We start from the raw sequence: 22281 nt of genomic DNA, 5'->3' as shown, positions 1-22281 counted from the left end.
TTCGGCCAGCACCTTGACGTTGGCCTGGGTGACGGCGTCGGTGATCTGGTCGTTGACGGTGGTCGGGAAGGACATGCTTGGCTCCTTGAATGCGGTGTGTTTGACAGGGGCACCGTCGGACATGGCGACCGGCGCGGACGCCATGTCCGGGTGCTACTGCTTGGACGGCGCGGCATCGTCGCTGTGAACGCCGTTTTCCGCCGCGGCCGCCTCGGTGGAGCTTTGCGCGGCCTCCATCTGGGCGGCGGCCTCCTGGGCTTGCAGCTTCCGCACCACCTCCTGCAGTTGCGCGGATAGTGGACCGAAGTACTGGTTGAAGCACTTCTCCACTTCCTGGCGAGCCAGGTTGGACAGATGCTCTGCGATCTGGCCGAGCGCCAGCTGGCTGCCCGGCTGCAGGCTTGCCATCGCCGGCTGCAGCGCGGCTGGGCGCAGCTCGGCCAGGTCCTGCGTGCCTTCCAGCAGCTTGAGAATCGCCTGCTCTTCGGCCTCCTGAACCTGCAGCGCCTGGCTGGAACTGGCCTGGATGGAGGCCAGGATGTCCCGCACGCTGGCGCCGGCGCGGCTCTGGCCCTGGGCGATGGCCTGCTGTGTCTGCTGGCGGGCTTGCTGAATCGCGTTTTGCGGAGGTTGTGGGGTGTTTTGCAGCTTTTGCTGGAAGGTTGCCAGCGTCTGCTCTTCCTCAGGTTGCAGGGAACGGCCCAGGTATTGTTCCGCCACCTGGCGCAGGGCGGGATTCAGCGGCGTCTCAGCCATGACTGGCATCCTGCTGTTCGCCGCCCAGCAGCGGCGCCAGCGCATCGCGGGTGGCCAGCAGCGCTCGCAGCTTGGTAAGGCGGCGGCTGTCGTCCTGTCCCGCCGCGCCGTTCATCAGTTCGCCGGCCCAGTCGCTCAGGTGCTGGCTCAGCAGTTGGGAAACATGGGCGTGCAGATTGCTCAGTTCGTCTTGCATGGCGTATCTCCGGAGATTGAATGCGAAAACAGCCCGCGGCAGAGCCGGGGGGCTGTTGTCAGGACGGGGGGAGAGGCGGCTTGTGAAGCTCAGCAGGGGGCGGGCGTCAGAAACAGCGCCTGTTCGGCTTGGCGGCGGCGCAGCAGGCCCGCCACGACCTGGCCGCCGGCCCGATCCCAGCGCGGAAACTGCGCGGCGGTGCCCGCGTAGTCGCCCTTGTTCAGCAGGCGCAGCAGCGTGGAACTGCGCAGATTTCCCAGCCCCAGGTTGTAGCTGAAGCTGACCAGCGCGGAAAACTGGTTTTCGTTCAGCGGCACGGTCACGGCTTTGCCGACGCCGGTTTCGAATGTTTGCAGATCCGCGGCCAGCAACTGGTCTGCCTGTTGCTGGGTGATGGTCATGCCGGCTCTCACGTCCGGACCGGTGTGGCCGTAGCCTATGGTCCAGACTCCAACCATGTCCTGGTAGGCGATGAGGCGGACGCCCTCGAACTGTTTGATCAGGCTGATGCCGGCTGGGTTGGTTTTCATGGCGGTTTCTCCATTTCGGTTGAGGAATTCAGGCGGCGGGCGCGTCCTCGGGCGGCGCCAGCCATTGCTGCAGGTTTTGCGCCAGCGCCGGCGTCAGCTCGCTCAGCGTCTGCTGCAACATCTCCAGTTTTTCGTCCCAGTCCTTCCGTCCGCTCTGGACGGCGGCGTTGAGCGCCAGCAGCGCGTCGCCCTCGCCCCGCGTCTGCAGCAGAGAGCCCGCCAGCTCGCCTGCCTGGCGCCGCAGTCCAGCGCTCCACTCCAGCTGCCAGAGCAGGTTTTGCCGGACGAACTCGGTGCAGACTTCGTCGCATTGGCGGTAGAAGGCCAGCAACGAGTCCGCGCCCGCGCGCGCGCGCCAGTCTTCAGTCCATTGCCGCTGCGCTTCCTGCTGCCATTCCGACAACCTCTGGCCGCTGTCCAGCCAAGCCTTGAGCGCGCCTTTCCACTCCCGCTCATCGGGCAGGCCGGTTTGAGCCAGCCGCTGCCAGCCGTCGTTCACGTTCCGCATCCAGGCGGACAGGAATTGGGGATCCATGGCTTTCTCCTTCATTTGCGGGGGCTGTTCAGGCGGTCCACCATCGCGCGGACCGCGGACATCTGCGGCGCGCTCTTGGCGTAGTAGTCGGGGTTGCTTGGGTCCTTGCTGCTGTAGCCCCAGAAATCCCAGCAGCCCTGCGGGTTGCGTTTGGGATCGGTGAGGATCTGCGGGTACAGCACTACGATGCGGTTGCTGTCGGCGATCTCGTTGTAACCGGTGGTGGCGTAGAAGCGGTTGCCGATGCGGCTGTCTTCCTGGGTGCAGCCGTGGAAGGCCACGTGCACGCGGCAGCTGTCCTTGGCGCAGGCGGCCGGGATGTAGACGTGGCCGATGTCGGACAGCCCTGTATACCCTTTCTTGGAGAACTCGGTCTGGTCGAAATCCTTCAGTTGGCCGGACAGTTTGGCGGCGGGCGGCTTCAGCTTGCCGTACAGCTGGCGCAGGATGTCCTGCGACTGGACGAAGCCGCAGTTGTTGAGATTGGGCGCGGCGTTGGCCGGGCATTTCAGGTCTGTGGCGTTGGCGGTGATCAGCGCATGGCCGGCGTTGACGTTGTCCACGTAGCGCATCTGGGCGTCGGGCACGCCGGCGCTCTGGTAGAAGGCGCGTGTTTGGGCCACCACCTTGGGCAGCACGATGCTGTCCGACGTGCCGGTGAAGATGTACAGCCGCTGGCGCTTGATGTTGTCCACCGGGTCGATCAGGCCCTGGCCGGCGAATTTCTGCGCGGCCTGGCAGGCCGCCGCGCCGGACGGGGCGGCGCCCAGCGGGCGCATGCACTGGGTGGTGGCGGTGGTCAGGAAGCGTTCCGGCCCGTTCAGGACGCCGAGGCCGGCGCAGTAGAACGGCCCGCCGGCGACGATGCCGGCGCCGGCCACGCTGGCCGAGTGGGCCACGCTGAACTGAGCCGCCATGAAGGCGCCGGACGACAGGCCGGAGACGGTGTTCTGCTTGGCGTCCGCGCCCAGCGCGGGCAGCGGCGGGGCGGCGGCCGACGCTTGGCCGCAGACGGCGGCGAGGAGCAGGGCGGCCAAATGGCCGCGGGAGGTGAGGGTGACGCGCATCGCGGGTTCTCCTTCGGTGAGTGAACGGTTTATTTCTCCAGCTTCTGCAGCTCGTTGATGCCGGACCAGCCGATGAACAGCAGCCCCAGCTCGGTTGACCCGAACGAGTACGGCAGTCCGGCCAGAATCCCCATCGCCAGCCCCTTGGCCAGCGCCATGCCCGGATCGTCCTTGTCCACCCAGAGCTGGGTCATCGAGGCGCTGAGGGTGGTGAAGCCCAGCAGCAGCAGACCGGCGCACAGCAAGAAGCGGGTTTTTTCCTGCAGCGGCATCGTCTTCGCCATATCCAGCAGCATCACGTCCCACAGCTTGTCCGCGGCCAGCGTGACGATGGCCGACAGCAGGTGCACCGGGCTCTTGCTCAGTTCCGGGATGCTGCCGCGCAGCATGCCGCCGCGCGGCGCGGCGTCGTTGGCGTCTTGGTCGGGTGTGTCCATGAAGTGGGGCGTTTGGGTGGCGTGGGCACTGTCTTGCTGGGGACGGTGGTGTGGCGTGGTCGTGAAATCAGAAACTGGGTGTTTATGCTGTAATGAAGAGTTTGGGAGGGGGGCTTGAAAACGGCTCACAAAAACGGATGCATGCATTGCATGGAATCGCGGTGCGTGTGCTTTCCATCAGAGAAAGCGGAATTTTTTTGACTGGCTTGGCGGAACAGACTGGCCTTGTCGGGCCAGCCTGTTCTTGGAGATTTACTTATATTCCGTTTTGATCTGCCCATAGTTTGAGATCTTCCGAGCCGAGGATGGATAATCGGCGCTCTTCTTTTAGAAGCTCTTCAAATTGATGTTTTATGGTTGTGCAATAGTCTTCAATGGAAGCAGATATTTTAGGGTTGTTAATGTTTTCTTCATTGTACTCTAGCGTTAAGCTAATGGGATGGATGGGTTGTTTTGCTGCGTAGTATATTTTGTAATTCTCGGCTTTGAATAATTTCCCATTTTTTGATTCAGTGGCGATGATTTCTGATTGAATGATTTTCTTCTTTTTGATTGAGAATGATGAGTTCGACTTGGGGATGATTATTCTATTTCCGAATGATGAGCGGATTGAAATGGCTCGGAGAATGTGTTTGGGGATGAAGGTCAACGTTTCTCCGATCTCGTCCGTAGAATTGAGTCCAATTGCAAGTGCAATAGTCTCGTCTTTGGAGTTGTTAACTTCCCCAATGTGAAGGATGGCTTCGGCAGGAAGATTGCTTAAGCATCCTCCATCGGTGTAGATGATTGAACGGTCGTGGATGTTTGCTGAGATGGAGCAAGGCGAGAATAGCAGTGGATAGGATCCACTGGCCACTGCTGCGGAAAGCAGGCAGGTTGTTCTGTCTTGGTTGAATGCCGTGGTGCTTCTTAGCTTTGCAGATTCGCTTACTTTTGACGAAATGTAATTTAGCGAGCCAAAGTTGCTTTCTAATGATTGAATGTAGTCTTGATTTATCCGGTCGCCAAATAAACGGGTGCATGTGACGGTTAATTCCTTCCAACCGCTATTGATGCCCAGTGCGGTAAAGATGGCGAGAAGATATCTGTGTGTTGAGACCAGGTAGCACCCCGATATGTCGAGATCTTTCCATGCGGAAGCGAGCGCTAGATAGAGTTCTTTTAATTCCAGCTCCCCAAGGTCGCCTGGGATTTCATATGGTAGAAAAAGCCGGCTGTCGTAAGCTTCATAGCTCCACTCTTCACCTCGAATGAATGAATTTGTATTGGGCTTTGTGATGTTTTTCTTATTGAACTCAGTGTTGACCTTGGTCAGGGCATTCGCAAGCGCGGCACGAGTAATAATGTTCAGAATGGACGGTATGCTTGATCCATCAAGTTCGCTTTCGGTGTAGTTGTGGCCTAATGCGCCTCCAACTAATATCCTAAATAGGCTTGCACCTTCAGTCCCCTTCTTGGCAAAGGGTAAGGCTTCCGACATGGATGGGGATAGATATTTCAAGGCGGTCGTAGTGCCGCCCATGCACAGAATGTAGCCAGTGAGCGCGCCGGCGCTGGAGCCGATGATGTGTTTTATTTTATATAGGTCGATCAGCTTATTGCTTGGGTCGGAAAGTACTTCGATTGCCTGAGGGTAGACAATCCCTTTCGATCCTCCTCCCCCAAGAACTAAAGTATTAATTTCGCTCATGATGTCCTCCTGGTTTTGATGGCCTGTTCATCCGATAGGCCTTGGTGGTGAATGCGAAGAGTCTCAATGGGAGATCAGTGATGCTGCTGGTCGAGTAAGGCTTGGTACTTGGTCAAACTTTGATCAATCTTGTCCAAGGCGAAGTGCGCCGCCTCGCCCTCCATCGCGCCGGCGGCCGCCGCCACCGCCGCCGCGGTGCCGACCAGCAGGTCGGTGATCAGCACGCCCAACGCGTCCTCGGCGGCGCCCTTGAGGTCCTCCTTGGCGAATTTCTCGGTCATGTTCTTCAGCAGCACGCTCTTGCTGGCCAGCGCCAGCTTGCTCGCGCTGTCGAAGTAGTTGGCGCCCGCTTGCGCCACCAGGCCGCCGGCCTGGCTGATCATCATGTTGGGCGCGACGGCGATCTGGCTGCCGGCGTAGGCGGCGGTTTCGCTGTTGGAAAGCTGCACCGCCTGCACGATCTGGCTGTTGAGCGCGCTGGTGTCCGGGTTGCCGTCCGGCGCGGTTTTCAGCTGGCCGGTGAAGCCGCGCATCGGGCTGGGCGGCGGCGGCGCGGGCGGCGGTCCGGGGGGCTGGGCCGGGCCGCCCTTGGCGGCTGGCGCCGTCGACTGGTCCGGTTTGGGCTGGGCGCTGTCCTGCCCGGCGGGCGGTTTGGCGCCGAACAGGTTCTTGAAGTTGGGGAAGGGCATGGTCTAGCTCTCCGTGAAGGATGGCGGCTCAACTGCTTTTCTCGCCGATCGACAGGATCATCGACACCGCTTTGGAAATCACCGCGCTGGAAATCTGGTTCAGCGCTTGCTGGCTGTGGACCGAGTTCTGCAGCGCCAGGCCGGCGGAATGGCTGGCCAGCTGGTACAGCGAGGCCATCGCCTGGGCCGGCGCTTCCGCCACCACCTTGACGTTGGTTTGGGTGACGGCGTCGGTGATCTGTCCGTTGACTGCGGTGTTGTCTGCCATGATTTCTCCTGGGTCGCGAATGGGGATGAAGAGGACGCTGCTGCGCGCTTGCCCTATGGACGCGGCGGATGCCGGCGTGTGAACGGGGCTGGCGGTTTATCGAGGCTCAGCCGTCCAGGCTGTCGGCGCGGATGGCGCGCAGCGCCTTGCGGTACGGCTCCGGCGACACGCTGATGTCGCCGTAGAACGGGGTGTCGTAGATCAGGATGATGGCCAGCACGATGGAGATGGAGGCGGCCATCGCGCAGGTGAGGAAGAAGTGCACGCCCTTGCTCGGCACGTGCATCAGCCAGGCGAAGAAAATCAGCAGCACTTCGCCGATCAGGCTGACCGACCAGATGTCCCAGGGAATGGTCATCGCCTGGTCGGACAGCCGCGCGTGGCGGCTGGCGTAGAGGCCGTTCAGCTGGTTCTGCGCCAGGTTCAGATATTCAGCCTCCCGCCGGTCGGCCGGGCGGACGGCGGCCAGCGCGCGGCTCAGCCGGCCCAGTTCGGGCGAGCCGGCTGGCACTTCTTCCCCGCCTTGTTGGCGCGGCCACTCACGGGCGACGACGGCGTCCAGATAGGCCAGCAGATTGTCCTTCACCGGCTGGCGCGCCGAAGGCAGGCCCTGGGCGCTCATCCGGTAGAGAGAGCCGGCCAGCTCGGCTTCGCGCTCGACGATGTCGGCCGAGGCGTCGAAGTGGTTGATCGCCCGCACCAGCAGCGCGGCGATGATCAGGCCGTAGAAGATGCCGACCACGGCGATGATGACGCCCACCTCGTCGCTCTGTTTCTGGGTGACGTGGTCCGGCGCCAGCTTGCGCAGCAGCAGGTGGACGAGCGTGGCGCAGGCGCAGCCGGACGCCGCCCACAAGGCGATTTGCGCCGACGAGGGCAGGGAGATGAAATGGAGCAGCATGGGGTTCATCCTGTGACGGCCTCCGGAAGGGGCGCGGCGGCGAATCGTCTGCCGCCGCGCCGCGGGGTCAGCTCTTGGCGCCGGCCGGCGGCGGGACGGCCGGCGCGTCGGGCGGCGCCTGCGCCATGTCCATGTTTTTGCCGAAGGCCTGCAGCAGCAGCCTCAGGCCTTCCGGCACCGGTTGCTGCTCGGCCTTCACCTCCACGTGGTAGCGCGCGTCGTTGCTCTTGCTGACGCCCTGCTTGTCGTCGCGGGAGTGGGAGGAGTCGTAAGACACCGAACCCTTGAGCTCGACGCCGAAGGCGCCCCAGCCGGCGCGGGCATCCCAGGCGGCGCCGGCTTCCAGCTTGGACGCCGACTGCTCGTCGGTTTCCCGGGTGAAGCTGGACTTCACCTCCATGTCGAAGGCGATGTTCACCGAGCTGATGGCCAGCGACGGGATGTGCATCAGGGTGAGCACCGGCAGATTGAGCGTCAGCGCCGACGAGGCCTGGCCGGCGGGGCCGGGGCGGCTGGACGCCATCTCGATGGCGGCAGTCAGCGGCTTGTAGCCGGTCAGCTTGCCATTGCGGTCGGCGAGGCGGATGAAGCCGGTTTCCAGAATGGCCTGGGTCTGCGTCATCGCCAGGCTCTGCTGCGCCTGGGCGGCTGCCTGCAACGGCCCGCCGATCAGCGATTTCATCGGCAGGCCGGAAAACTGCTGGGCCATGCTCAACAGGTTGTTGTCCGAGGTATCGGCCATGGTGTTTCCTTTCTTTTAAGAGGGGGGCTGCGGCGCTTAGGTGGGCAGCTGCGCGTTCAACAGCTTCTCGTAGGCCGCCACCACGCGTTGATAGCCGGCTGGCGGTTCCAGACCCTGGATGACGATCTTGATTTCGGCGGTCTGTTCGTCCTGCCTGCGCATGGAAACCAGCACGTCGGCGGCCTCGTCATCCGCGTCCGGCTGGCCGTCGGGCGGCTCGGCCAGCGACAGGCTGAGCGTGGTCAGCACCTCCACTTTTTCAATGGCGAAGCTTTTCAGCGGCAGCAGCGTGATCAGCGGCACCTGAACCTCGTGGTGCTCCATCGTGACCACGCCGTTGCGGCTCACTTCGCGCGGCACGTTCATGCCTACCATGCGGGCGGTCCAGGCGCCCTCGGGGAAGCTTTGCGCCGGGTCCTGCTCCTGGTCCGGAACGAAGAATTGCTGCAATTCCTCGATGTGCTGGTGGCAGACGCTGCGTTGCGCCTCGATCACGGCGCGTTTCAGGCCGCTGATCAGGCTGCCCAGTTTGGCGGTCATGTCCGGCCCTCCTCGTCGGGAGAGGTCAGGGTGAGGCGGGACAGGCGGTCCAGCCGGCTTCGGCGTTCATCGCGCGCTGCAGGCGGCGGGGGCGTTGTCTCGGGCCGTCGAGGGAGGACATGCCGGAGGCGAAGCCACCGGCGCAGCCGGAGCGGCATGGCGTGGAGAAGGGATTTCATGCTGCTTTGTCCTTGTCGTCGGCGCCGGGGGCGCAGAGCGGGCCATTGGCGGCGGACTGCCGCTGGCGCTTCTGCTGATATGGACGGCTGCTATCGGAGAGCGTGAAACCCGCGTTCAGCTGCTTGCGCAACGCCTTGCGCAGCAGTTCCACCCGCTTGCGGGCCAGCGCTTCGTTGATGCCGAGCCGCGCGGCGATCTGGCAATAGGACAGGTCCTCTTCGAATTTCAGCTGGAACAGCTGCTGCTGGTCCGGGTTCAGCGCGGCGAATGCGCATTCCAGTTCGGCCAGCTGTTGCCGCAGGGACAATTGCTGCTCGGGGGTGGGGCCATGGCCGGTGCAGGACAGCGCCTGATCGCCGTCGGGATCGGAGTCGGGATCGATGACCTTGATTTCCCGGCGCTGGCGCCGCTTCAAGTCCAGAAAGGCGTGGTTGAGCGCCAGGAACATGAAACCGGCCAGGTTTTGCACCCGGGCGGAAGAGTGCTGCAGGTAGAGATGCACCTTGAACGCGGTGTCGGACAGCAACTCGTCGGCGCGGTGGATATCGCCCTTGCACAGATGCCGCGCGCGACGCTGCAGTTTGGCGTGGATTTCCCGCCATACCATGGAGAAGCTGGAGTCAGTGGATTCCGATGCTGCCTGGGGAAAGCTTTGCATGATGGCCATCCTTTATGACGGTTGGGATTGCAGGATGGCGGAACAGGCATAACGGAACTGTCTCTTGCGTGACAAATGAATGCTATTTTTGTTAAAAATATTCCTTTATCTTCATGGCTGAAGCTGGCGAGCGATGCGGGACAGCTTATCGGGATCGAGTATCCGCAGCGTTTGGCGGGAGAGCTGGATCAGGCCGTCGCGCTGCCATTGCTTGAGCTGGGCGTTCAGCCGCGGGCGGCTGGCGTTGAGCATGGCGGCCAGCGTGCCCTGGTTGGCCGGCATCGGCAGTGTCACGCCATCGTGGCCGGGGCGGCCGCTCTGCTCCATTTCCGCCAGCAGGTGGCGGGCCAGCCGGGCTTCCAGCCGGTACAGGCACACGGTTTCAACGAAGCTGCTGATGCGCTGCAGCCGCGCGCACAATTGCTGCTGCACTCGGTTCATCAGCTGCGAGCAGTCCTGCAACGGCGCGAAGTGCTGCTGATGCAGCAGCAGCAGCTGGCTGTTGCTGCCTAGCAGCGCGTTGCTGCTGCGGCGTCCGGATTGCAGCAAGGCGCTTTCGCCCACCATTTCCCCGGGCTGAGTGCGGTCCATGATCACCTCGTGCCCATCCGGCTCCTGCAGCGAGTGATAGACGCCGCCCCGCAGCACCAGGCCGATGAAATTCTCCGGGTCGCCGCGCAGGAACAGCAGTTTGCGCTGTTTGCCGTCAACCGGAGTGGCGTGCCGCGCCAGATGGGTGATCAGCGCCTCGGGCGCGTCCCGCAGCAGCGGCAGGGCGGCGAGGTCGGTATGGGCGCGGGAGGAGATCAGACTGCAAACCGGGCGATGGGTGGAGAGAGGCATCGTTTTTCCGTAAGCAGGTTGAGTGGTGGCGCGGGCGCGCCTGCAAGAGGAAAACGGCTGCGGGAAGGGCTTGTGAATCGGGATGGGGCGAGCAAAAAACGGCGCCGGCAAGGTTGACAGCCCGGGGGCGAGCCGATAAGATGCGCGGCTCTGGAGGGGTTACCCCAGCGGTCAACGGGTCCGGACTGTAAATCCGGCGGCTAAGCCTTCGAAGGTTCGAATCCTTCTCCCTCCACCAGACTCAAACAAAAAAGCCAGGCTCTCGAGCCTGGCTTTTTTGCGTCCTGGGTCGGCCTCAGGCCAGCAGGTGGCGGGCGTGGAAACGCAGGTGCTCGTCGACGAAGCTGGCGACGAAATAGTAGCTGTGGTCGTAGCCGGCGTGGCGGTGCAGCTCCAGCCGCGCGTCGCCGCGGCGCGCCGCCTGTTGCAGCGCGTCCGGCCGCAGCTGCTCGGCCAGGAAGGCGTCGGCCAGGCCGATGTCCACCCTGAGCGGCAGCGGGCAGCCGCGCTCGGCCAGCAGCAGGCTCGCGTCCCACTCGGCCCAGGCGGCCTCGTCGTCGCCCAGGTAGGCGGCGAAGGCCTTGCGGCCCCACGGCGCCTGGGTGGGCTGGCAGATCGGGCTGAAGGCGGATGCCGACACGTAGTCCTGCGGCCGCCGGATCGCGCAGACCAGCGCGCCGTGGCCGCCCATCGAATGGCCGGCGATGGCGCAGCGGCCGTTCAGCGGGAAATGGCGGCGCAGCAGCGCCGGCAGCTCCTGGCTGACGTAGTCGTACATCCGGTAGTGGCGGCTCCACGGCTCTTGGGTGGCGTTGAGGTAGAAGCCGGCGCCCTGGCCCAGGTCGTAGGCCGGATCATCGGCCACGCCTTCGCCGCGCGGGCTGGTGTCCGGCATCACCAGCGCGATGCCGAGCTCGGCCGCCAAGCGCTGCGCGCCGGCCTTATGGCTGAAGTTCTCGTCGCTGCAGGTGAGGCCGGACAGCCACAGCAGCCACGGCAGCTTGCCGTGCTCGGCCGCCGGCGGCAGGTACACGCTGAAGCGCATTCGGCAGGACAGCGTTTCCGAGTCGTGCAGCCATTGCTGCTGGCGGCCGCCGAAGGCCAGGTTGTCGGCTATCTTCTCCAGCCCGGTCATGCCGGCTCCGGCGCGTAATGGATCACCGAACGGATGCTCTTGCCCTCGTGCATCAGCTCGAAAGCCTCGTTGACGCGCTGCAGCGGCATGGTGTGGGTGATGAAGTCGTCCAGGCGGAATTCGCCCTTCAGATAGCGCTCCACGTATTCCGGCAGCTCGGTGCGGCCGCGCACGCCGCCGAAGGCGGAGCCGCGCCATACCCGGCCGGTAACCAGCTGGAACGGGCGGGTGGAGATTTCCTGGCCGGCGCCGGCCACGCCTATGATCACCGATTCGCCCCAACCCTTGTGGCAGCATTCCAGCGCCGCGCGCATCACCTTGACGTTGCCGATGCACTCGAAGGAGAAGTCGACGCCGCCGTCGGTCATTTCCACGACCACGTCCTGGATCGGCTTGTCGAAATGGCTGGGATTGACGCAGTCGGTGGCGCCCAGCTTCTTCGCCAGTTCGAATTTGCCTTCGTTGATGTCGATGCCGATGATGCGGCCGGCGCCGGCCATGCGCGCGCCGATGATGGCGGACAGGCCGATGCCGCCCAGGCCGAAGACGGCCACGCTGTCGCCGGCCTTGACCTTGGCGGTGTTGACCACCGCGCCCATGCCGGTGGTGACGCCGCAGCCCAGCAGGCACACTTCTTCCAGCGGCGCGGCCTTGTTCACCTTGGCCAGCGAGATTTCCGGCAGCACCGTGTATTCGCTGAAAGTGGAGGTGCCCATGTAGTGGTAGATGGGCTTGCCGTCCTTGGAGAAGCGGCTGGTGCCGTCCGGCATCAGGCCCTTGCCCTGGGTGGCGCGGATCTTCTGGCACAGATTGGTCTTGCCGGACAGACAGAACTTGCACTCGCGGCATTCCGGCGTGTACAGCGGGATCACGTGGTCGCCCACCGCCACGCTGGTCACGCCGGGGCCGATCGATTCGACGATGCCGCCGCCTTCGTGGCCGAGAATGCAGGGGAACACGCCTTCCGGATCTTCGCCGGACAGGGTGAAGGCGTCGGTGTGGCAAACGCCGGTGGCCACCATTTTCACGCGCACTTCGCCGGCCTTGGGCGGATGCACTTCAATCTCTTCGATGCTCAACGGCTGGCCGGCGGCCCAGGCCACGGCGGCCTTGCAGCGGATGATGTCCTGGCTCATCAGCGGTTCCTTTTCCACATTGACGGATTTCTGGGTAATCGACCATTGTATTTTTTTGCCGGTTGTCGATAATCGGCCCAATTGGTAAATGATTTTTTCCATGGAGAAAAAATGGCCAGTTGGGAAGGGATGCAGGAATTCGCCGCCGTGGCCGACAGCGGCAGCTTTACCCGGGCGGCCCGGCGGCTGGGCATTTCCATCGCCCAGGTCAGCCGCCAGGTGGGGCAGCTGGAGGAGAGGCTGGGCGCGCGGCTGCTGTACCGTACCACCCGCCAGCTCAGCCTGACCGAGGCCGGCGAGTTGTATTTGACGCACTGCCGCCAGCTGCTGGAGTCGCTGGCGGACGCCGAGCAGGCGGTGTCGCAGTTGCAGGCCGAGCCGCAAGGCCAGTTGAAGCTGACCGCGCCGCTGGCCTATGGCCACAGCCACATCGCGCCGCTGGTGCTGGAGTTCATGCAGCGCTATCCGCTGCTGGAGGTGAGCCTGGATCTGTCCAACCAGGTGCAAGACCTGGTGCACGACGGCTACGATCTGGCGATACGGATAGGCCGCCTGACCGATTCCTCGCTGATGGCGCGCAAGCTGGGGCAGCGGCGCCACCACGTCTGCGCGTCGCCGGACTACCTGGCCCGCCACGGCGCGCCGCGGCGGCCGCAGGAGCTGTTGCAGCACCAGTGCCTGCAGATCGGCAACGATGGCTGGCATTTGCAGGTGAACGGCCGCCGGCAGACCTTCCGGGTGCAGGGCCGGATGCGCTGCAGCACCGCCGCGCCGCTGGCCGAAGCCGCGGTGCGCGGCATGGGCCTGGCGCAGCTGCCCGATTACTACGTGGCGGCCTACCTGGAGAGCGGCGCGCTGCTGGAGGTGCTGGCCGACTACGCCGAGCCGGAGGAAGGCATCTGGGCGCTGTACCCGCATAATCGCCAGCTCAGCCCCAAGGTGAGGCTGCTAGTGGATTTTCTCGCCGACAGTCTGGCCGGCGGCGCTTGCCAAGCCGGCGGGGCGCGACAATAATCGCGCATTCTTTTGCGGGAGCGCGGCGATGGTGATAGCGGAATCTAGAGTGGAGTGCATGGTGGTGCACCGGGTGGGCAACCCGACGCGCGGCGAGCCGCTGCAGCTGTCCGAGCGCACCACGATGGTGGACGAGGCCGTTTCCGGCCTGCTGCTGGACGGCTATCTGAAGGGCATCGTCTCCGATCGCAAGAAGCACCAGTTCGTCCACGAGACCGATCTCAACCTGAACGAGATCTACCATTACACCCGCCAGTTCTTCCGCGGCGAGGTGGATTTCCTCGAGGTGTCGCAGCGCATCGCCAAGCACTTGTACGGCCGCTCGCAGCACCCCAACATCAGCGCCGGCGACCTGCTGGTGATCCAGTTCGCCGGGCTGTCCGACGGCGACCGCGACATGCGCGCGCTGGGCGTGTTCAAGTCCGAGATCCGCGACGACTTCCTCACCATCATCGACGGCGCCGGCGTGTTCGACATCAGCCACGCCTCCGGCATCAATCCGCGTTTGATCGACAAGGGCGCGCTGATCCTGGAGCACGGCCCGACGGTGTACGCGGTGGACCGCCTGAGCCGCGAGGCCAAGTTCTGGCTGGACGATTTCCTGAAGGCGCTGCGGGTGCCGGACAAGGCGTCCAGCAGCAAGATGCTGGCCAGCGTGGTGGAGCAGCTGTCGGGCGAGATTGAAGATCCTGTCGAGCAGGCGCGCTTCAAGGACGAGCTGCTGTCGCTGGTGGAAAGCCAGCCGGAAGAGGTGCAGGCCAAGGCGCTGACCGCCGCCGCCGAGCGCTTCGTGCCGCGCGAGCAGGTGGAAGTGGCGCTGGGCAGCGCGGCGGAGTCATACGGCTTCGAGCTGGACGACGAAGCCAGGCTGCCGGCCAAGGGCGTGGCCAAGCAGCTGGAGAAGACGCTGTCGCGCTACGGCGTCGGCCACGGGATCAGCGTGCTGCTGCCGTCCGGCATCACTTTGAAGAACATCCAGTCGCAGAACGACGGCGAGGGCGGGCTCAGCCTGACGCTGTTCCTGAACAAGCGCGAGCTGTAAGCCGGTTCCGGCGGCAACGCAAACGGCGGCGGTCGCGAGACCGTCGCCGTTTGCGTTGGTTCGGCTGCGCGCCTCAACGCATGGTGAACTCGACCGACCACTCCAGCGTGGCCATGTTGTAGTAGGTGATCTCGGCATTGCAGAACGCGCCGCCGTTGCCGGTGGCGGTCTTGTTCCACTGCGGCACTTTGGGAATCACGCCATTGTTCAACAGGCCGCCGGGCTTGGGCACGTTGACGAAGGTGGTGCGGAATTCGCACTGGCGCGCGCTGTCGGTGTAGCGAACGAAGGCGTAGTTGACGTCGGGGTTGAGCGGGCTGGCGATATAGTAAGTGTCGCTGCGGCCTGCCGGCACGACGGAGACGGGTTTCGGCGAGGCGTTCGCCTGGGTTTCGATTTCATTTTTGCCGATCACCTGGTATCGGACATCGGTTTTGCCCTGGTTTTTGAAGGTGACGGTAACGGTCGGGCCGGCAAGGGCGATGCTGGAGCTTAATCCAAGCAGTACAGCGGCAAGCGTGATCTTGTGCATATCGTCTGTTTGTCAGTGGCTTAGGTGGGGGTCTTGCCGTCGGCGGCGAGGGGGAATTTTTGGTACCAGTCGAAATTGTTGTCTTCGACTGCCGGCTCTTTCTGGATATGGGCCTGCAATTTCTGGCTGTAGCTTGCCGGATAGAGGGATTGTTCCAGCGGGGGCAAGGCCTGGTAATGATTCAATATTTCTTCGTAGAAATGACGACGGGATCCGGTGGCCTCGCGCTCAGCCTGGCCAGCGGCCATGACTTGCCGGCGCCAGGCCTGTTCCATGTCATAAGCCTCCAAATAAGCGGCGCGTCGTTCATTCACGGTGTAGCGGCCGCTATCGTCTGACGCCACCGCATCCAGCTCCTCGCGGTTGAGCCCGGCAAACGGGTTCAGCGCGTGTTGGCTGTTTTTTCCATCCGCCTCGAGAAATGCGTTGGCGTCGGCCGCCAGTTTTTGTCTGGCCGGATCGGGATCGGATGGTTTTTGCTGGTAATGGACCGACTTGAGCGCGTCGTAGCCCGGGCCGCAAATCGCATTCAGCGCGGAGTCGGCGATGCCGGCCATTTCGCCGCGGCTCAGCGCGCTTTCACGCTGTTTCATCAGGGACATGCTCTCGCCGAGCAAGCGGGCGAGCGGAGAGATCTGCGTCTCCACGCTGCTTGGACTTGAGGCGTTCGCCGGATTGGCGGCGGCGGGCTTGGCCGCTTCGCTGCGCGAGCTTGTCGTTATCGGGGAAGACGATGGGCTGATCGCATTAAGCATGTGCATGCTCCATCAAGAGTGGCAAGCTAAAAGAATATTTTATTTTTTAGAATTAACCCATGTAAATATTTGGATGGCCCGGAACCGCGATGGGTATGACATGGAAGTCCATGAATGTGGGAGCTGGCCAGCCTGGCTGGGGGGGAGAACGGGTTGGCGGGACATGGCCCGGTATCGGCAGCAGGAGAGCCAAGAAAGCGGCGAGGCCTGGAGCCGCTAGTCAAACCCGGAATTGGTGCAGCATCGCCATGGCGTGCTGAAGCTACAGCCTATGTCGGCGCGTATTGATCCTGATGTCTGTGAGATGACGTATTTCCGACTCCGCCATCGAGCGGCAGGCAAGCGTCGGGGATGATGGAGTTTATCGGATGGCGGCGGGCTTCAGCGCGCCGTCAGCCACAGCGCCAGCAGCGGCGCCAGGTTGAACACGAACACCAGGATCTTGTACAGGCCTATGCCGCCGTAGTTGAGCAGGTCGAACGCCGGCTCGGATAGGTTGAACCAGCGGCTGTGCAACCGGTACAGCCAGCCGCGGCGGAAGAAAAACAGGCAGAACCAGAGAGTCAACACGGCGTAGTGGAAGGCCAGACTGGCCAGCAGCAGCCGTTCGGCGTAGAGGATGTCCATGGCGGCTGTTCCGACAGGAGTAGGCTTTCAGCATAGCCCTTCCATGCAAAACGCCCCGCGCGGGCGGGGCGTTCGGGAAGGCGGCTCAGGCCTGCAGCGCCAGCGTGCCGCTGCGGCCGGGTATCTCCCCCATCACCACCCGGCCGGACGGCAGATTGGCGAGATCCTGGCTGTCGAACAGATCGACGCAGCTGACCAGCTGGTAGCCTTGTTGCTTCCAGCCTGCGAGCAGGCGCTCGAACACTTCCATCAGCCGCATGCCTTCCAGCTCTGCGTGCAGCGTGTAGACGTGGCCGGTGGCGGCCTCGGCCTCGGTCAGTTTCAGCAGATGCTCGTGGACGTTGTCGTTGCTCAGGCCATCCAGGCCGATCAACTCGTCCAGCGTCGGCAGCGTCGTTGGCAGCTGCGGCACGCCCAGCGGGCGGCCGGCGGCGTCCAGCGGCTGGAACGGGTGGCTGCCGCGGCCGTCGGACGCGTAACGCATGCCCAGCTCCTGCTGGTAGGCCAGCGCCGCGTCGTTGATCTGCCAGCCGGCGGCGCCGTGGGTGCGGGCCTCCTCGCCGAAGATCTCGCGGAAGCGCCGGGCGGCCTTGTGCATCTCGGCGCGGGTCCAGGCCGCGTCCTTGCCGGCGACGTAGTCCTGCCACTTGATGTGGTCCCAGCAATGGATGCCCACCTCGAAGCCGGCGTCGCGCACGCCGCGGAGCAGGGCCGCCTCGCGGCGGCCGATGTCCGGGCCCGGCAGCACGGTGCCGTACAGCAGGGTGCGGATGCCGTAGTGCTCGACGACGGAGGTGCGCGACACCTTGGACAGGAAGCCGGGGCGGAACACGCGCTTGATCGCGCGGCCGGTGTGGTCCGGGCCCAGGCTGAACAAAAAGGTGGCGCCGGCGTCGTGCCGCCGCAGCGCCTCCATCAGCCGCGGCACGCCTTCGCGGGTGCCGCGCCAGGTGTCGACGTCTATCTTCAGGGCGAGTTTTTTCATTGTTATGGCAGGTTCAAGTATTCGGAATCGCTGGCGAGTTTACCGCGCGGCGGGCTTGCCGTGCGGTTTTCCGGACGTCGTGGCCAACACGGAGGCGATAAAAGCGCTCTTCGCGCTGGTATAGGCGGCGCGGTCATCGCCGTGGTTTTGCGCCAGTTTCCGCTTCAAATCGGCATAGCGTTCGGCGAGATGGCTGTCGGCGCGCAGCGCGTCGCGGAAGGCCAGCTTGTCGCGCCAGAAGCCGCTGCCCAGCGCCACCGCGTGCAGATGGACTTCGCGCGGATGGGCGGCAGGTTTGGCGAAGTAATGCCGATTGGGCATGGCTGCCGCCGCTTGTTGCTGAAGATGGAAGCCTGCTGATTGAAGCGCTGGAAGGCATGGTTCCAGGTCGCTGAGTGCGGGCAGTCCCAGCATGATGTCGATGATGGGTTTGGCGGCGAGGCCGGGCACGGCGGTGCTGCCGATGTGCTCGATCGCGCAGGCGTCGGCCAACGGGCCGAGGGCGGACAGGATCGACTGACGCTCGGCTTGGAAGCGTTGCGGCCAGGTTGGGGTGTAGGGGACGATCTTGATGTGGCGGTGCATGAAGGAAAGATTCGGTTGGCGCGGAGAGAACGCTTTTCTTCAGGCGCGGTTCGATAGCGGAAAGAAATGGAGTCCGCTGCGCGGACGATGATTTCGATGGCGGTTCCGCCCGCCGGACGGGCAAGGGGCTGTCTCGCCAGCCCCTTAGCAATCCCAGGCGACCCCTGCGGCCCGAGAAACCCCGATGAAACAATCTTGAGCCAGGCGCCGCCGATCAAAAAAACGGCGGCTCCAAGGCCCCTGGCCCAAGAGTGTTTCACCGGCTCGGGCCAAAGGGGCTTAAGGCGGCTGCCGATCAACCATCCGCTATATATCGTTGATCGGCCTACCGGGTAGTGCTTTACTCCGACAGGTCGCGGCTGGCCGCCACCTGGTCGCGGTAGTAGTCGTAGATGCCGCGCAAGGCGTCGGCCATCGTCACCGTCGGCTTCCAGTCCAGATCGGCCATGGTGTTGGCGATCTTCGGCACGCGGTTCTGCACGTCCTGGTAGCCGTTGCCGTAGTACTGGCCGGAGGTGGTTTCCACCACTTGCACCTTGTCGGCGTTCAACTGGTATTCCGGATAAACGCGGGCCAGATCCAGCATCATTTGCGCCAGTTCGCGGATCGAGTAGTTGTTGACCGGGTTGCCGATGTTGTAGATCTGGCCGGAGGCCTTGCCGTCCTTGTTCTCGATGATCTTCATCAGCGCGCTGATGCCGTCGTCGACATAGGTGAACGCGCGCTTCTGGTGGCCGCCGTCGACCAGCTTGATGGTCTCGCCGCGGACGATGTGGCCCAGAAACTGGGTGATCACGCGGCTGGAGCCTTCCTTCGGCGTGTTGATGTTGTCCAGGCCGCCGCCGATCCAGTTGAACGGGCGGAACAGCGTGTAGTTCAGGCCTTCTTCCATCGCGTAGGCGTGGATCACGCGGTCCATCAGCTGCTTGGAGCAGGCGTAGATCCAGCGCGGCTTGTTGATCGGGCCGTAGATCAGCTGGGAGTTTTCCGGGTCGAACTCGGCGTCCTGGCTCATGCCGTAGACTTCCGAGGTGGACGGGAACACCAGATGCTTCTTGTACTGCACGCACTGGCGGACGATGGGCAGGTTGGCCTCGAAGTCCAGCTCGAACACGCGCAGCGGGTTGTTGACGTAGGTGGACGGGGTGGCGATGGCCACCAGCGGCAGCACCACGTCGCATTTCTTGACGTGGTACTCGATCCATTCCTTGTTGATGGTGATGTCGCCTTCGAAGAAGTGGAAGCGCGGGTGGTCCTTCCACTCGGCCACGCGGTCATCGTGCATGTCCATGCCGTAGATGTGCCAGTCGGTGGTCTCGATGATGCGCTTGGTCAGGTGGTGGCCGATGAAGCCGTTCACGCCCAGGATCAGTACTTTTTTCATTGGATGTCCTCAACCGCCCGCGGGCGGAAAATCGAATTCGGTAATCGGTTCACAACGCCAGCGCGTCGGCAGCGACGCGGGCGGCGAAGTTGTCGGCGGTCAGCGGCTGGCCGGCCAGCTCGGCCTCCAGCACCGCCAGGCGGCCGCCGTCGGCGCAATGCAGCCACAAGCGGCCGTCGGCGCAGCGCAGCTCGGCGCGTTCCGTCGGCGCCGCGCGGCCGGCGCGCAGCGTTTTCCACAATAGCAGGCGGCCGGCGGCAGTGTCGGCGAAGGCGCCGGGGAACGGCCGGGTCAGCGCGCGCACGAAGTTGTGCAGCTGCGCGGCCCCGGCCTGCGCGTCGATGCGGCCGTCTTCCGGCTTGCGCCCGCCAAAATACGCGCCCAGGCTTAAATCCTGCTGGATATGCGGCGCGTCGCCGGCGATCAGGCCGGGCAGGCTGCGCCACAGCACCATTTCGGCGGCGACGGTCACCTTGGCGAACACCTCGTCGGCGGAGTCGTCCGGCAGGATGGGCACCGCCATCTGGTCGACGACCGGGCCGTTGTCCGGCTTGACGTTCATCTGGTGCAGCGTGGCGCCGGTTTCGGTTTCTCCGTGGATGACGGCCCAGTTGATCGGCACTCGGCCGCGGTACTTGGGCAGCAGCGAGCCGTGCATATTGTACGCGCCGCGCCGGGCGGCTTCCAAGAGCGGCGCCTTCAGCATGTGGCGGTAGTAGAAGGAGAACAGGAAATCAGCCTGGCAGGATTGGACCTGCTCCACCACTTCCGGCGCGTTGGGATCATCCGGCGTGATGACCGGGATGCCGTAATCGCGGGCGGTCTGGGCCACGCTGTGGAACCAGATGTTCTCGTTCGGGTTATCCTGATGGGTGACCACCAGCGCGACCTCGACGCCGCGGCCGATCAGCGCCTTCAGGCAGCGCACGCCGACGTTGTGGTAGGCGAAGACGACGGCGCGGCTCATGCCTGGCCCTCTTTCCGCTCCAGCACCGCCTGGATCACATAGCGCGGGCGCGAGCGCACTTCCTGGTAGATGCGGCCGATGTATTCGCCCAACAGGCCGATGCCGAACAGCGCGAGGCCGATCAGGAAGAAGGCGATGGCGAACAGCGTGAACACGCCGCCCACTTCCGGCCCCAGGATCAGCCGGCGCAGCAGCAGGTAGACCACCAGCAGGCCGGAGCCGGCCGACACCGCCATGCCCATCAGCGAGAACCATTGCAGCGGGACGATGGAGAAGCCGGTCATCAGGTCGAAGTTCAGCCGGATCAGGCTGTACAGCGAGTACTTGGATTCGCCGGCGAAGCGCTCCTCATGGCCGACGACGACCTCGGTCGGATGCTGGGAGAACTGGTAGGCCAGCGCCGGAATGAAGGTGTGCAGCTCGTTGCACTGGTTGATGGTGTCGATGATGCGGCGGCTGTAGGCGCGCATCATGCAGCCCTGGTCGGTCATCTTGATGCGGGTCAGCTTCTCGCGCAGGCGGTTCATCGCCCGGCTGGCCAGGTGGCGCCACATGCTGTCGTTGCGCTGGCGGCGGATGGAGCCGACGTAGTCGTGGCCCTTGTCCATCTCGGCCAGCAGCAGCTGGATGTCTTCCGGCGGGTTCTGCAGATCGGCGTCCAGCGTCACCACGCGCTCGCCGCGGCTGTGTTCGAAGCCGGCGAGGATGGCGCGGTGCTGGCCGAAGTTGCCGTTGAACAGCACCACGCGGGTGACGTCGGGCCGCAGGCCGAACTGGTCGGCCAGCATCGCCGCGCTCTTGTCGCGGCTGCCGTCGTTGACGAATACGATCTCGTAGCGCAGGTTCAGCGCGTCCAGCGCCGGGTACAGGCGGTCGAACAGCGCCTGCAGCACGTCCTGTTCGTTGTAGACCGGGATGACGACGGAAAGGTTGATGGCGGTATTCATGTCTCTCAGTGTAAAACGGCGCGCAGCGCGGCGCTGAAGGTTTGGCAGACGCGGAGCACGTCTTCGTCTTTCATCGCCGGGAACAGCGGCAGGGTGACGGTTCGGGCGCCGATGTCTTCGGCTACCGGATATTGCCCTTCGGCGTAGCCTTGGCTGCGGAACAGCGCGAATAGGTGCATCGCCGGGTAGTGGACGCCGACGCCGATGTTCTCCGCCTTCATCCGCGCGATGAACTCGCCGCGGCCTATGCTCATCCGCTCCAGCGGCAGCAGCGGCTGGAACATGTGCCAGTTGCTGTTCGCAAAGTCTTCCGGCGGCAGTCCGCAGCCGAGCGAGCGGTCGAAATGCTGGAAATACAGGCGGGCCAGCTCGCGGCGGCGGGCGTTGAAGCGGTCCAGCTGTTTCAGCTGGCCGAGGCCGATCGCCGCGGCGATGTCGGTCATATTGGCCTTGCCGCCCAGCACGTCCACGTCCATGGTGCCGTCCGGCAGCCGGGTGACGCCCTGCAGCCGCAGCTTCTCGAACAGCCGCGCTTCTTCCGCGTTGTTCAGCACCAGGCAGCCGCCTTCGCCGCTGGTCATGTTCTTGTTGGCGTGGAAGCTGAACGATACCAGGTCGCCGCCGCGGCCGATGGCCTGGCCGTTCCAGCCGGCGCCCATGGATTGGGCGGCGTCTTCCACCACGCGCAGCTTGTGGCGGCCGGCGATGTCGTACAGCCGGTCGCGGTCCACCGGCAGGCCGGCCAGGTCCACCGGGATGATGGCGCGGGTGCGCGGCGTGATCGCGGCTTCGATCTTGGCCAGGTCGATGTTGCGGGTGGCCGGGTCGGCGTCGACGAACACCGGCGTCGCGCCCACTTTCAGGATGACGTTGGCGGTGGCGATCCAGCTCAACGGGCAAGTGATGACTTCATCGCCGGGGCCGATGCCGGCGATTTGCAGCGCCATCTCCAGCGCGGCGGTGGCCGATGCCGCCAGCCGCACCGGGCGGCCGCCGCAGAAGGCTGACAGCTCGGCCTCCAGTTGCTGGCAGCGCGGGCCGGTGGTGATCCAGCCGGAGCGCAGCACTTCGCCGACGGCGGCGATGGTGTCCTCGTCTATCGCGGGACGGGTGAAAGGCAGGAATTCCATGTCGGACCTT

Annotated in this window: 27 protein-coding genes and 1 tRNA gene; 3 read left to right on the top strand and 25 right to left on the bottom strand. The window is 64.1% G+C overall.

The window, feature by feature from the left end:
• Positions 1–153: 153 nt before the first annotated feature.
• The 14 genes from ACY3GB_RS11465 to ACY3GB_RS11400 all read right to left on the bottom strand — a co-directional run bounded on the left by ACY3GB_RS11465 (position 154) and on the right by ACY3GB_RS11400 (position 10032).
• Positions 154–756, bottom strand: a complete 603-nt coding sequence (locus ACY3GB_RS11465) for a hypothetical protein (protein WP_463088854.1) — start codon at positions 754–756, stop codon at positions 154–156.
• Entirely contained in the window at positions 749–952 is a 204-nt protein-coding gene (locus ACY3GB_RS11460) for a hypothetical protein (protein WP_463088853.1), read from the bottom strand. The genes ACY3GB_RS11465 and ACY3GB_RS11460 overlap by 8 nt, the downstream gene beginning before the upstream one ends.
• 89 nt (positions 953–1041) lie before the next feature.
• Positions 1042–1482: a lysozyme gene (locus ACY3GB_RS11455; RefSeq protein WP_463088852.1), complete on the bottom strand. Its 441-nt coding sequence runs from the start codon at positions 1480–1482 to the stop codon at positions 1042–1044.
• 28 nt (positions 1483–1510) lie between these two features.
• Entirely contained in the window at positions 1511–2017 is a 507-nt protein-coding gene (locus ACY3GB_RS11450; protein ID WP_463088851.1) for a hypothetical protein, read from the bottom strand.
• An 11-nt stretch (positions 2018–2028) separates the two neighbouring features.
• Positions 2029–3084: an extracellular catalytic domain type 2 short-chain-length polyhydroxyalkanoate depolymerase gene (locus tag ACY3GB_RS11445; protein WP_463088850.1), complete on the bottom strand. Its 1056-nt coding sequence runs from the start codon at positions 3082–3084 to the stop codon at positions 2029–2031.
• A 29-nt stretch (positions 3085–3113) separates the two neighbouring features.
• A complete protein-coding gene (locus ACY3GB_RS11440) occupies positions 3114–3521 on the bottom strand; it encodes a hypothetical protein (protein ID WP_463088849.1) in 408 nt (135 codons plus the stop codon).
• Between the two features lie 256 nt (positions 3522–3777).
• A complete protein-coding gene (locus tag ACY3GB_RS11435) occupies positions 3778–5211 on the bottom strand; it encodes a patatin-like phospholipase family protein (RefSeq protein WP_463088848.1) in 1434 nt (477 codons plus the stop codon).
• A gap of 74 nt (positions 5212–5285) precedes the next feature.
• Positions 5286–5900 carry a hypothetical protein gene (locus ACY3GB_RS11430; RefSeq protein WP_463088847.1) on the bottom strand — a complete coding sequence of 205 codons (615 nt, stop codon included), beginning with the start codon at positions 5898–5900 and terminating at the stop codon, positions 5286–5288.
• A gap of 28 nt (positions 5901–5928) precedes the next feature.
• Positions 5929–6168, bottom strand: coding sequence for a RebB family R body protein (locus tag ACY3GB_RS11425; RefSeq protein WP_011134288.1), 240 nt, complete (start codon positions 6166–6168; stop codon positions 5929–5931).
• Positions 6169–6274: 106 nt separating this feature from the next.
• The gene (locus tag ACY3GB_RS11420) at positions 6275–7069 is read right to left on the bottom strand and encodes a bestrophin-like domain (protein WP_463088846.1); all 795 of its coding nucleotides are present in this window, start codon (positions 7067–7069) and stop codon (positions 6275–6277) included.
• A gap of 67 nt (positions 7070–7136) precedes the next feature.
• Positions 7137–7811, bottom strand: coding sequence for a DUF2589 domain-containing protein (locus ACY3GB_RS11415; RefSeq protein WP_463088845.1), 675 nt, complete (start codon positions 7809–7811; stop codon positions 7137–7139).
• A 36-nt stretch (positions 7812–7847) separates the two neighbouring features.
• Positions 7848–8351 (bottom strand): DUF2589 domain-containing protein, encoded by a 504-nt coding sequence (locus ACY3GB_RS11410; RefSeq protein WP_463088844.1) that lies wholly within the window; start codon positions 8349–8351, stop codon positions 7848–7850.
• A 175-nt stretch (positions 8352–8526) separates the two neighbouring features.
• Positions 8527–9189 carry an RNA polymerase sigma factor gene (locus tag ACY3GB_RS11405; protein WP_463088843.1) on the bottom strand — a complete coding sequence of 221 codons (663 nt, stop codon included), beginning with the start codon at positions 9187–9189 and terminating at the stop codon, positions 8527–8529.
• Between the two features lie 111 nt (positions 9190–9300).
• Positions 9301–10032, bottom strand: coding sequence for a Crp/Fnr family transcriptional regulator (locus ACY3GB_RS11400; RefSeq protein WP_463088842.1), 732 nt, complete (start codon positions 10030–10032; stop codon positions 9301–9303).
• 152 nt (positions 10033–10184) lie between these two features.
• Here ACY3GB_RS11400 and ACY3GB_RS11395 point away from each other — a divergent pair.
• Positions 10185–10270, top strand: a tRNA-Tyr gene (locus tag ACY3GB_RS11395).
• 57 nt (positions 10271–10327) lie between these two features.
• Here ACY3GB_RS11395 and fghA read toward each other — a convergent pair.
• Both fghA and ACY3GB_RS11385 read right to left on the bottom strand, forming a co-directional pair.
• Positions 10328–11158, bottom strand: a complete 831-nt coding sequence (fghA, locus tag ACY3GB_RS11390; RefSeq protein ID WP_463090935.1) for an S-formylglutathione hydrolase — start codon at positions 11156–11158, stop codon at positions 10328–10330.
• A 5-nt stretch (positions 11159–11163) separates the two neighbouring features.
• Positions 11164–12303 carry an S-(hydroxymethyl)glutathione dehydrogenase/class III alcohol dehydrogenase gene (locus tag ACY3GB_RS11385; protein WP_463088841.1) on the bottom strand — a complete coding sequence of 380 codons (1140 nt, stop codon included), beginning with the start codon at positions 12301–12303 and terminating at the stop codon, positions 11164–11166.
• 111 nt (positions 12304–12414) lie between these two features.
• Between ACY3GB_RS11385 and ACY3GB_RS11380 the strand changes: the two genes are divergently transcribed.
• Complete coding sequence (locus ACY3GB_RS11380) at positions 12415–13317, top strand: LysR substrate-binding domain-containing protein (RefSeq protein ID WP_463088840.1); 903 nt, start codon at positions 12415–12417, stop codon at positions 13315–13317.
• Between the two features lie 28 nt (positions 13318–13345).
• Positions 13346–14359, top strand: a complete 1014-nt coding sequence (locus tag ACY3GB_RS11375; RefSeq protein ID WP_463088839.1) for a nucleoid-associated protein — start codon at positions 13346–13348, stop codon at positions 14357–14359.
• A gap of 73 nt (positions 14360–14432) precedes the next feature.
• Here ACY3GB_RS11375 and ACY3GB_RS11370 read toward each other — a convergent pair whose 3' ends face one another.
• From ACY3GB_RS11370 to ACY3GB_RS11330, 9 genes are all read right to left on the bottom strand, one after another.
• On the bottom strand, positions 14433–14891 hold the full coding sequence (locus ACY3GB_RS11370; protein ID WP_463088838.1) for a hypothetical protein: 459 nt from the start codon (positions 14889–14891) through the stop codon (positions 14433–14435).
• A 20-nt stretch (positions 14892–14911) separates the two neighbouring features.
• A complete protein-coding gene (locus ACY3GB_RS11365) occupies positions 14912–15646 on the bottom strand; it encodes a hypothetical protein (RefSeq protein WP_463088837.1) in 735 nt (244 codons plus the stop codon).
• A 381-nt stretch (positions 15647–16027) separates the two neighbouring features.
• Positions 16028–16273, bottom strand: a complete 246-nt coding sequence (locus ACY3GB_RS11360; RefSeq protein WP_463088836.1) for a DUF6868 family protein — start codon at positions 16271–16273, stop codon at positions 16028–16030.
• An 85-nt stretch (positions 16274–16358) separates the two neighbouring features.
• Positions 16359–17258, bottom strand: a complete 900-nt coding sequence (locus tag ACY3GB_RS11355) for a 4-deoxy-4-formamido-L-arabinose-phosphoundecaprenol deformylase (RefSeq protein ID WP_463088835.1) — start codon at positions 17256–17258, stop codon at positions 16359–16361.
• 39 nt (positions 17259–17297) lie between these two features.
• Complete coding sequence (locus ACY3GB_RS11350) at positions 17298–17843, bottom strand: GrpB family protein (RefSeq protein ID WP_463088834.1); 546 nt, start codon at positions 17841–17843, stop codon at positions 17298–17300.
• Positions 17844–18183: 340 nt separating this feature from the next.
• Complete coding sequence (locus tag ACY3GB_RS11345) at positions 18184–19227, bottom strand: bifunctional UDP-4-keto-pentose/UDP-xylose synthase (RefSeq protein WP_231150022.1); 1044 nt, start codon at positions 19225–19227, stop codon at positions 18184–18186.
• Positions 19228–19276: 49 nt separating this feature from the next.
• A complete protein-coding gene (locus ACY3GB_RS11340; protein WP_463088833.1) occupies positions 19277–20194 on the bottom strand; it encodes a formyltransferase in 918 nt (305 codons plus the stop codon).
• Positions 20191–21141, bottom strand: a complete 951-nt coding sequence (locus tag ACY3GB_RS11335; protein ID WP_463088832.1) for a glycosyltransferase — start codon at positions 21139–21141, stop codon at positions 20191–20193. The genes ACY3GB_RS11340 and ACY3GB_RS11335 overlap by 4 nt, the downstream gene beginning before the upstream one ends.
• 5 nt (positions 21142–21146) lie before the next feature.
• On the bottom strand, positions 21147–22271 hold the full coding sequence (locus ACY3GB_RS11330) for a DegT/DnrJ/EryC1/StrS family aminotransferase (RefSeq protein ID WP_463088831.1): 1125 nt from the start codon (positions 22269–22271) through the stop codon (positions 21147–21149).
• Positions 22272–22281 lie beyond the last annotated feature (10 nt).

The sequence above is a fragment of the Chromobacterium sp. Ag138 genome, from assembly GCF_055181315.1.
This window is presented reverse-complemented; position numbering and strand designations above follow the sequence as displayed.

What these genes read in the sequence shown, in the direction of transcription:
- ACY3GB_RS11410 (WP_463088844.1), bottom strand. Translation starts at nt 8,351, where the DNA reads ATGACCGCCAAACTGGGCAGCCTGATCAGCGGCCTGAAACGCGCCGTG.
- ACY3GB_RS11445 (WP_463088850.1), bottom strand. Translation starts at nt 3,084, where the DNA reads ATGCGCGTCACCCTCACCTCCCGCGGCCATTTGGCCGCCCTGCTCCTC.
- ACY3GB_RS11340 (WP_463088833.1), bottom strand. Translation starts at nt 20,194, where the DNA reads ATGAGCCGCGCCGTCGTCTTCGCCTACCACAACGTCGGCGTGCGCTGC.
- ACY3GB_RS11465 (WP_463088854.1), bottom strand. Translation starts at nt 756, where the DNA reads ATGGCTGAGACGCCGCTGAATCCCGCCCTGCGCCAGGTGGCGGAACAA.
- ACY3GB_RS11360 (WP_463088836.1), bottom strand. Translation starts at nt 16,273, where the DNA reads ATGGACATCCTCTACGCCGAACGGCTGCTGCTGGCCAGTCTGGCCTTC.
- ACY3GB_RS11380 (WP_463088840.1), top strand. Translation starts at nt 12,415, where the DNA reads ATGGCCAGTTGGGAAGGGATGCAGGAATTCGCCGCCGTGGCCGACAGC.
- ACY3GB_RS11330 (WP_463088831.1), bottom strand. Translation starts at nt 22,271, where the DNA reads ATGGAATTCCTGCCTTTCACCCGTCCCGCGATAGACGAGGACACCATC.
- ACY3GB_RS11385 (WP_463088841.1), bottom strand. Translation starts at nt 12,303, where the DNA reads ATGAGCCAGGACATCATCCGCTGCAAGGCCGCCGTGGCCTGGGCCGCC.
- ACY3GB_RS11425 (WP_011134288.1), bottom strand. Translation starts at nt 6,168, where the DNA reads ATGGCAGACAACACCGCAGTCAACGGACAGATCACCGACGCCGTCACC.
- ACY3GB_RS11400 (WP_463088842.1), bottom strand. Translation starts at nt 10,032, where the DNA reads ATGCCTCTCTCCACCCATCGCCCGGTTTGCAGTCTGATCTCCTCCCGC.
- ACY3GB_RS11435 (WP_463088848.1), bottom strand. Translation starts at nt 5,211, where the DNA reads ATGAGCGAAATTAATACTTTAGTTCTTGGGGGAGGAGGATCGAAAGGG.
- ACY3GB_RS11440 (WP_463088849.1), bottom strand. Translation starts at nt 3,521, where the DNA reads ATGGACACACCCGACCAAGACGCCAACGACGCCGCGCCGCGCGGCGGC.
- ACY3GB_RS11430 (WP_463088847.1), bottom strand. Translation starts at nt 5,900, where the DNA reads ATGCCCTTCCCCAACTTCAAGAACCTGTTCGGCGCCAAACCGCCCGCC.
- ACY3GB_RS11335 (WP_463088832.1), bottom strand. Translation starts at nt 21,141, where the DNA reads ATGAATACCGCCATCAACCTTTCCGTCGTCATCCCGGTCTACAACGAA.
- ACY3GB_RS11405 (WP_463088843.1), bottom strand. Translation starts at nt 9,189, where the DNA reads ATGCAAAGCTTTCCCCAGGCAGCATCGGAATCCACTGACTCCAGCTTC.
- ACY3GB_RS11345 (WP_231150022.1), bottom strand. Translation starts at nt 19,227, where the DNA reads ATGAAAAAAGTACTGATCCTGGGCGTGAACGGCTTCATCGGCCACCAC.
- ACY3GB_RS11365 (WP_463088837.1), bottom strand. Translation starts at nt 15,646, where the DNA reads ATGCTTAATGCGATCAGCCCATCGTCTTCCCCGATAACGACAAGCTCG.
- ACY3GB_RS11420 (WP_463088846.1), bottom strand. Translation starts at nt 7,069, where the DNA reads ATGCTGCTCCATTTCATCTCCCTGCCCTCGTCGGCGCAAATCGCCTTG.
- ACY3GB_RS11415 (WP_463088845.1), bottom strand. Translation starts at nt 7,811, where the DNA reads ATGGCCGATACCTCGGACAACAACCTGTTGAGCATGGCCCAGCAGTTT.
- ACY3GB_RS11460 (WP_463088853.1), bottom strand. Translation starts at nt 952, where the DNA reads ATGCAAGACGAACTGAGCAATCTGCACGCCCATGTTTCCCAACTGCTG.
- ACY3GB_RS11355 (WP_463088835.1), bottom strand. Translation starts at nt 17,258, where the DNA reads ATGAAAAAACTCGCCCTGAAGATAGACGTCGACACCTGGCGCGGCACC.
- ACY3GB_RS11455 (WP_463088852.1), bottom strand. Translation starts at nt 1,482, where the DNA reads ATGAAAACCAACCCAGCCGGCATCAGCCTGATCAAACAGTTCGAGGGC.
- ACY3GB_RS11375 (WP_463088839.1), top strand. Translation starts at nt 13,346, where the DNA reads ATGGTGATAGCGGAATCTAGAGTGGAGTGCATGGTGGTGCACCGGGTG.
- ACY3GB_RS11370 (WP_463088838.1), bottom strand. Translation starts at nt 14,891, where the DNA reads ATGCACAAGATCACGCTTGCCGCTGTACTGCTTGGATTAAGCTCCAGC.
- ACY3GB_RS11350 (WP_463088834.1), bottom strand. Translation starts at nt 17,843, where the DNA reads ATGCACCGCCACATCAAGATCGTCCCCTACACCCCAACCTGGCCGCAA.
- ACY3GB_RS11450 (WP_463088851.1), bottom strand. Translation starts at nt 2,017, where the DNA reads ATGGATCCCCAATTCCTGTCCGCCTGGATGCGGAACGTGAACGACGGC.